Raw genomic sequence first — 7585 nt, 5'->3', positions numbered from 1 at the left:
CCAGCAGACCAGCGACAGTACTTTCACCGGAAAAGCAACTCTCCAGAAAATTATTCTTTCAGAGAAAATCAAGAACATAGAAGACGCGGCCTTCAAGGGTTGCGAAAATCTGAAAATATGCCAATTGAGAAAGAAGACTGCTCCCAACCTGTTACCGGCCGCTTTGGCGGATAGCATAACGGCCATTTTCGTTCCGTTGGGTAGCAGCGACTCCTACCGTGGCAAGAAGCATTGGGACACCTTTGCCGTGATAGAGGGAGAACCTGTAGAGGCTTTCGTACAAGTAGGCTTAATGGGAAGTCTTGCCAGTGAATTAGTGGCTGCGGGCTTGCAACCGAAAGATGTGAATTTCCTGACCGTAGAAGGGAAACTGGACGAAGCTGACTTCACCGTAATACGTGATTATATGCCCAATCTTGTGGCTGTTGATCTGAGCAAAAGTAACACTACGGTTATTCCCGAATATACATTTACCCAGAAAAAATATCTGTTGCGCATCCAGCTTCCCAAAGGTTTGAAAAGCATCGGACAACGTGCATTCAGTGGATGCGGTCGCTTGTGCGGTACGCTTGAATTGCCAGCTGGAGTGACTGCCATCGAATATGGTGCGTTTATGGGATGTGACAACCTGCGTTATGTTGTAGCTACAGGAAACAAGATTACGACTTTGGGAGATAGCCTGTTCGGAGAGGACGGGAGGAATAAGCTGATTTATAAATAAACATAGAAAAAACATCGCCTTGCAATATTCGGTTATTGCAAGGCGACATTTTTTTATTGAAAGAGCAGATATTTACTGTGCATACATCTTAGCTCTTAATTCCTTAATATGGTCAGAAGTGATGTATTCATCATATTCCATCATCTTATCAATAATACCGTTCGGAGTCAGCTCGATAATACGGTTGGCAACGGTCTGTATGAACTCGTGGTCATGAGAAGAGAACAGGATATTCCCTCTATACGTCTTCAGGTTATTATTGAATGCCTGGATGGACTCCAAATCAAGATGATTGGTAGGAGTATCTAAAATCAGACAGTTGGCATTGCGCAACTGCATACGGGCAATCATACAACGCATCTTTTCACCTCCCGACAGCACACTTGCTTTCTTCAAAACCTCTTCACCGGAGAACAGCATACGACCCAGGAAACTCTTCATATAAACTTCATTTCCTTCGCCAAACTGACTCAACCAGTCCACCAGGTTCAGATCCGTATTGAAATACTGAGTATTGTCCAGCGGCAAGTATGCAGTGGTAATAGTGACACCCCAACTGAAAGTTCCTGCATCCGGCTTCATTTCTTCATTTATAATCTCAAACAATGAAGTCATGGCACGGGGATCGCGAGAAAGGAATACCACCTTATCCCCTTTCTCTATATTGAAGTTTACATCGCGGAAAAGCACAGTGCCGTCTTCCAAAGTTTTGGTCAGCCCGGAAACTTCCAGAATCTGATTACCCGGTTCGCGCTCGGGAGTAAAGATAATACCCGGATACTTACGCGAAGAAGGCTTGATTTCTTCCACATTCAGTTTCTCCAACATCTTCTTACGGCTGGTAGTCTGCTTGCTCTTCGCCACATTGGCACTGAAACGGCGAATAAATTCTTCCAACTCTTTCTTCTTCTCTTCTGCCTTAGCCTTCTGGTTCTGCTGCTGGCGCAATGCTAACTGGCTTGATTCATACCAGAAACTATAGTTACCGGCAAACAGGTTAATCTTACCATAGTCAATGTCCACCGTGTGCGTGCAGACAGAGTCGAGAAAGTGACGGTCGTGACTCACAACCAACACCGTATGTTCAAAATTAGCCAGATAATCTTCCAGCCACATCACGGTTTCCATATCCAAGTCATTGGTAGGCTCATCCAGCAACAAGTTATCCGGATTACCGAACAAAGCCTGTGCCAGCATCACACGCACCTTCTCCTTACCGCTGAGGTCACCCATCAGCACATAATGCTTATCTTCTTTAATGCCCAGACCGCTCAACAAAGCCGCCGCATCGCTTTCTGCATTCCAGCCGTCCAGTTCCGCAAATCTTTCTTCCAATTCGGAAACCTTCAGACCGTCCTCATCCGTGAAATCTTCTTTGGCATAAAGCACTTCGCGCTGCTTCATGATATCCCACAAAACAGTATGCCCCATCATCACGGTATCCATTACCGTAAGTGCATCCCACTTAAAGTGGTCCTGGCTTAATACGGAGAGGCGTTCGCCCGGACCTAACATAATAGAACCGGTCGTAGGGTCCAAATCACCGGATATGGCACGCAGGAAGGTAGATTTTCCGGCACCGTTGGCACCGATAATACCATAGCAGTTTCCACTTGTAAACTTCAAGTTTACATCATTAAATAACACCCTTTTTCCAAACTGTACGGAAACATTAGAGACTGTAATCATTGATTTATTTACTATTTATCGATTTACAATTTATACGAATGAATCGCTTTTTATTCACCACAGAGTGGCACAGAGTTTCACTGAGTCAAATTGAAATCAAATAAATAAGGCTCTGTGAGACTCTGTGCCACTCTGTGGTGAAAACTTCATTTGCGGGTGCAAAGATAGGCATTTTTCCATGAATACTCGTAGAAATGCGCTGTCAATCTGACATAAAAGTATTACCTTTGCGGCGTTTTAGACAAATGCCGCCTATTTGGCAAAGTTTTTGTTAGTAGAGCGATATACTAACTTAAACCCTTGACAGCAATGAAAACAAATCCTTTTTACAAGTATAATAAGAATAGAAATATGGACCCGAAAGAAAAAGAAAACATCAACGAAGAAGAGTTAATGTCCGAAGCTACGCAGGATGAAGCCGCGGAAAATGAAGAAATTCAAGAGGAGGACGTACAGGACAGTGCAGCTCCGACAGAAGAGGAAAAGCTTGCCCAGGAACTGGAAGAAGCAAACAAAGTGATAGAAGAGCAGAAAGATAAATATCTGCGCCTCTCCGCCGAGTTTGACAACTACCGCAAACGCACCATGAAGGAAAAGGCCGAGCTGATTCTGAACGGTGCCGAAAAAACCATCAGCAGCATTCTTCCTATTGTAGACGACTTCGAACGCGCCCTGAAAAACATGGAAACTGCCACAGACGTAGCAGCCGTGAAAGAAGGAGTGGAATTGATTTATAATAAATTCATGTCTGTATTGGGACAGGACGGCGTGAAGGTGATTGAGACCAAAGAAAAACCTCTTGACACCGATTTTCACGAAGCAATTGCCGTTATCCCTGCACCGGACAAATCCCTGAAGGGAAAAATTCTGGATTGCGTACAGACCGGCTACACGCTAAACGACAAAGTAATCCGCCATGCCAAAGTGGTGGTAGGAGAATAACATAATATATATGGAAAAAAGAGATTACTACGAAGTACTGGAAGTCGAAAAGACAGCATCGGTAGAAGAAATTAAGAAAGCCTACCGCAAAAAAGCCATTCAATATCATCCTGACAAGAACCCGGGTGACAAAGTGGCGGAAGAAAAATTCAAAGAAGCGGCAGAAGCCTACGATGTACTAAGCAATGCGGACAAGCGTGCCCGTTATGACCAGTTCGGTCATGCCGGAATGAGTGGTGCTGCCGGAAACGGTGGACCGTTCGGTGGTTTCAGCGAGGGCATGTCTATGGATGATATCTTCTCTATGTTCGGAGATATTTTCGGTGGACGTGGCGGTGGCTTCGGAGGCGGATTCAGTGGTTTCGGAGGCGGATTCGGCGGTGGAAGTTCACAACGTCCGCGTTTCCGTGGTTCGGATTTGCGCGTAAAAGTAAAACTGAATCTGAAAGAGATTTCTACCGGAGTAGAAAAGAAATTCAAACTGAAAAAGTACGTTACATGTGATCACTGTCACGGTTCAGGGGCTGAGGGTAACGGCGGTTCGGAAACCTGCTCGACCTGTAAAGGTAGCGGTACGGTAATCCGTAACCAACAGACTATTCTTGGTACGATGCAGACACGTGCCACCTGTCCGACTTGTGGCGGTGAAGGCAAAATCATCAAGAATAAGTGTAAGGTATGTGCCGGAGAAGGTATCGTTTACGGCGAAGAAGTGGTAAGCGTAAATATTCCTAAAGGCGTAATGGAAGGCATGCAGCTTTCTATGAGCGGCAAAGGAAATGCCGGAAAACACAACGGCGTTCCGGGCGACTTACTGATTCTTGTAGAAGAAGAACAAGACAAAGAACTGATTCGCGACGAAAATGACTTGATTTACAACCTGCTTCTCAGCTTCCCGACAGCCGCTTTAGGTGGTGCGGTAGAAATACCAACCATTGACGGAAAGGTGAAAGTAAAGATCGAATCGGGTACACAGCCGGGCAAAGTGCTCCGCCTACGCGGAAAAGGTCTGCCAAGTGTAAACGGATACGGTACGGGAGATTTATTGGTAAATGTCAGCGTATATGTACCGGAAGCGCTTAACAAAGACGAGAAAAAAGCACTTGAAGAAATGGAAAGCTCGGATAACTTCAAGCCCAATACTTCGATTAAGGAAAAGATTTTCAAGAAGTTCAAGAGTTTGTTTGACTAAACTGACTTTAAACTGAAAATGGATTCATGTCTGTATGGTTATGAATTTGCTCACCACAGATTAACACAGATTTCCACAGAATTTTATTTCTCTGATTTTTAATTAATTAAACTCTGTGAGAATCTGTGTTAATCTGTGGTGAGCAAATTCATAACTATACCGTTTTAAACGATACTGTTTTTTTATAATTGAAAGATTCTTTGCGTTATAAAAGAAAAAACGTCAAAACTAACCCTATTCATCTGGTAGCATAGTATAGTTTTACTATCTTTGCCGACACTTAATTCTATGAGTAGAATAGGTAACCTGATGATAATTGATATAACTGATGAGACTAAAAACAATTCTGCTAACTACAGTGGCTACAGGCACCTTGATGTGTGAACCTGTGATGGCGTATGCTGTAGATTCTACACCCGATTCTATGGGATGGTTCCGAAAGAAAAAGAAGAGTGAACCAAACGACAGTGTTAAATCCAAAAACGAGTACGAGAAACTGACCGGAGACGGTAGCATCATTCACCGTGGTATGTTCAATGTGTACCAGAAAAAGAACGACTATTATTTTGAGGTACCGGTGAACTTACTCGGTAGGGATATGTTGGTAGTGAACAAGCTTCAACGCGTTCCTTCCGAACTGAACGAGGCCGGAGTGAACCGTGGTACGAATTATGAAAACCAAATGGTACGCTTCGAACAGGATAAGGCGACGAATAAGTTGCTTATCCGTCAAAGCCGCCCTCTCCCCCCTCGCTCCTGCCGGAGACGCAATCAGCCAGTCAGTACGTGACAACTACATCTCGCCATTGATAGCCGGCTTCAAGATTGAGGCATTCAATAATGACTCTACAACGATGGTTATCAAGGTGAATGATATTTATGATGGAACGGAGACGAGTATCAACAACGTATTTACCAATATTAATCTGGGAACGTCTTCCATCAAAAACCTTTCACGTATTCTTTCCATCAAAGCATTCGAGAATAATGTAGTGGCCACGTCCGAACTGACAACGAAAGTGACCGAAGGAACGACTTCCGTCTACGTAACCGTTGAAGTTAGTTCTTCACTGATGCTACTGCCGGAAACACCTATGACCGGTAGACTGGATAATGCTCGTGTAGGGTATTTTACCAATCCTTTGCTCAGTTACAGCGACGGACAACAACGGGTCAGCAAGCAACAGTTCATTACCCGCTGGCGCCTGGAACCTAAACCGGAAGACCGCGAACGTTATCTGCGTGGCGAATTGGTGGAACCGGCTAAACCGATTGTATTTTATATAGAAAACTCTACTCCGTATCGTTGGCGTAAGTATATCAAACAAGGCATTGAAGACTGGCAGGTGGCATTTGAACGTGCCGGATTCAAGAATGCCATTATCGCCAAAGAAATCACCGACAGCATGACGGTAGATATGGATGATGTGAATTACTCTGTACTGACCTATGCAGCCTCCACCAAAGCAAACGCTATGGGACCGTCTATTCTGGACCCCCGATCAGGGGAAATCCTGGAAGCGGATATCATGTGGTGGCACAATGTACTGAATATGCTTCAGGAATGGATCACCGTACAAACAGGTACTGTACGTCCGGAAGCCCGTGGCATCAAGTTATCCGATGAACTGATGGGAGACGCCATGCGTTTTGTAGCCTGCCACGAAGTAGGTCACTCTTTAGGGTTACGCCACAATATGATGGGATCATGGGCATTCCCCACCGATTCCCTGCGCTCCAAGTCATTCACCGACCGGATGAATTCTACCTCTTCTTCCATCATGGATTATGCCCGTTTCAACTACGTGGCACAACCCGGTGACGGAATAACCGCTCTTTCACCGCATATCGGTCCTTACGATATCTTCGCCATCGAATACGGTTACCGTTGGTATGGAAAAGAAAATCCGGAAGAAGAAAAGGATTTACTTTATGATTTCCTGAGTCGCCATACCGACCGTCTGTATAAATACAGCGAAGCGCAGGATGTGCGTGATGCCGTAGATCCCCGTGCACAGAACGAAGATCTGGGTGATGATGCTGTACGTTCTTCACAATATGGTATTGCAAACCTGAAGCGGATCGTTCCCGAAATTATAAAATGGACGACGACCGGAGAAAAAGGACAGACTTATGAAGAAGCTTCCCGCTTATACTATGTCGTAATCAATCAATGGAATAATTATCTGTACCATGTACTCGCCAACATCGGTGGTATCTATATAGAAAATACAATTGTGGGTGACGGACAGAAGACTTATACTTTTGTAGAAAAAGAAAAGCAACAAGCTGCCCTGAAGTTCTTACTGGATGAGGTACTGACTTATCCGAAGTGGTTATTCGACACAGAAGTAGGTGAATATACCTATCTGCTTCGTAACACTCCGCTGGGTGTGGTAGAAAATGCACCGACGCAGATACTGAAGAATGCCCAGTCCTATATTCTGTGGGATCTTTTATCCAACAACCGCCTGGTACGTATGCTTGAAAACGAAGCGGTAAATGGCAAAAAGGCTTTTACTGCCGTAGAACTGATGGATGGTTTACATCGCAGCATTTTTGCCACAACAGAACGGGGAGCATTGCCTGACGTCATGACACGCACCTTGCAGAAAAACTTCCTGGATGCCTTGATTACGGCCGCTGCCGAAAGCGAAGGGGTAAAAATCAACAAGAAGCTTATGGACAATCATTTCCTGCTGGATAACCAGTTACCGCTTTGCAGTTGTGATGAACATGCTCATCGCTCGTTGGATGCAGACCGGATGGGTGCCCGTCGCGAATTGAACTTCTACGGCTCTCAACTGAACCGCATCTCAGATGCCATTTCCGTGAAGCGAGGTGAACTGTTACGGATCAAGGATCTGCTTCAAAGTCGCCTGGGAACATCGGATGTGGCAACCAAATATCATTATAAAGACATGATTCTCCGTATTAACACGGCATTAGGGCTTTAAGTTAGCGCGCAAAGCACGCTAAAGGGTGATAAGGTGGTAATGTGATAAAGTACCACTTTATCACATTACCACTTTATCACACTA

Annotated in this window: 4 protein-coding genes and 1 pseudogene; 4 read left to right on the top strand and 1 reads right to left on the bottom strand. The window is 44.8% G+C overall.

Translation table 11 applies throughout. From position 1 onward, the window contains the following. Positions 1-721 (top strand): leucine-rich repeat domain-containing protein (locus BACCELL_RS18405; RefSeq protein ID WP_007213488.1); only part of this gene is annotated, 721 nt, incomplete at its 5' end. A gap of 72 nt (positions 722-793) precedes the next feature. On the opposite strand, the gene BACCELL_RS18400 is transcribed toward BACCELL_RS18405, so the two are convergent. After that, positions 794-2410, bottom strand: coding sequence for an ABC-F family ATP-binding cassette domain-containing protein (locus BACCELL_RS18400; protein WP_007213487.1), 1617 nt, complete (start codon positions 2408-2410; stop codon positions 794-796). A gap of 309 nt (positions 2411-2719) precedes the next feature. Between BACCELL_RS18400 and BACCELL_RS18395 the strand changes: the two genes are divergently transcribed. The 3 genes and pseudogenes from BACCELL_RS18395 to BACCELL_RS18385 all read left to right on the top strand — a co-directional run bounded on the left by BACCELL_RS18395 (position 2720) and on the right by BACCELL_RS18385 (position 7501). Next, positions 2720-3352, top strand: a complete 633-nt coding sequence (locus tag BACCELL_RS18395; RefSeq protein ID WP_007213486.1) for a nucleotide exchange factor GrpE — start codon at positions 2720-2722, stop codon at positions 3350-3352. A gap of 10 nt (positions 3353-3362) precedes the next feature. After that, positions 3363-4544, top strand: coding sequence for a molecular chaperone DnaJ (gene dnaJ / locus BACCELL_RS18390; RefSeq protein ID WP_007213485.1), 1182 nt, complete (start codon positions 3363-3365; stop codon positions 4542-4544). A 328-nt stretch (positions 4545-4872) separates the two neighbouring features. Continuing rightward, positions 4873-7501: pseudogene (locus BACCELL_RS18385) on the top strand (zinc-dependent metalloprotease). The last annotated feature ends 84 nt before the right edge of the window (positions 7502-7585 follow it).

The organism is Bacteroides cellulosilyticus DSM 14838, assembly GCF_000158035.1.
In the GTDB taxonomy this organism is placed as follows: domain Bacteria; phylum Bacteroidota; class Bacteroidia; order Bacteroidales; family Bacteroidaceae; genus Bacteroides; species Bacteroides cellulosilyticus.
The sequence above is the reverse complement of the archived record's forward strand: the minus strand, read 5'-3'. Positions and strand labels throughout refer to the sequence as shown.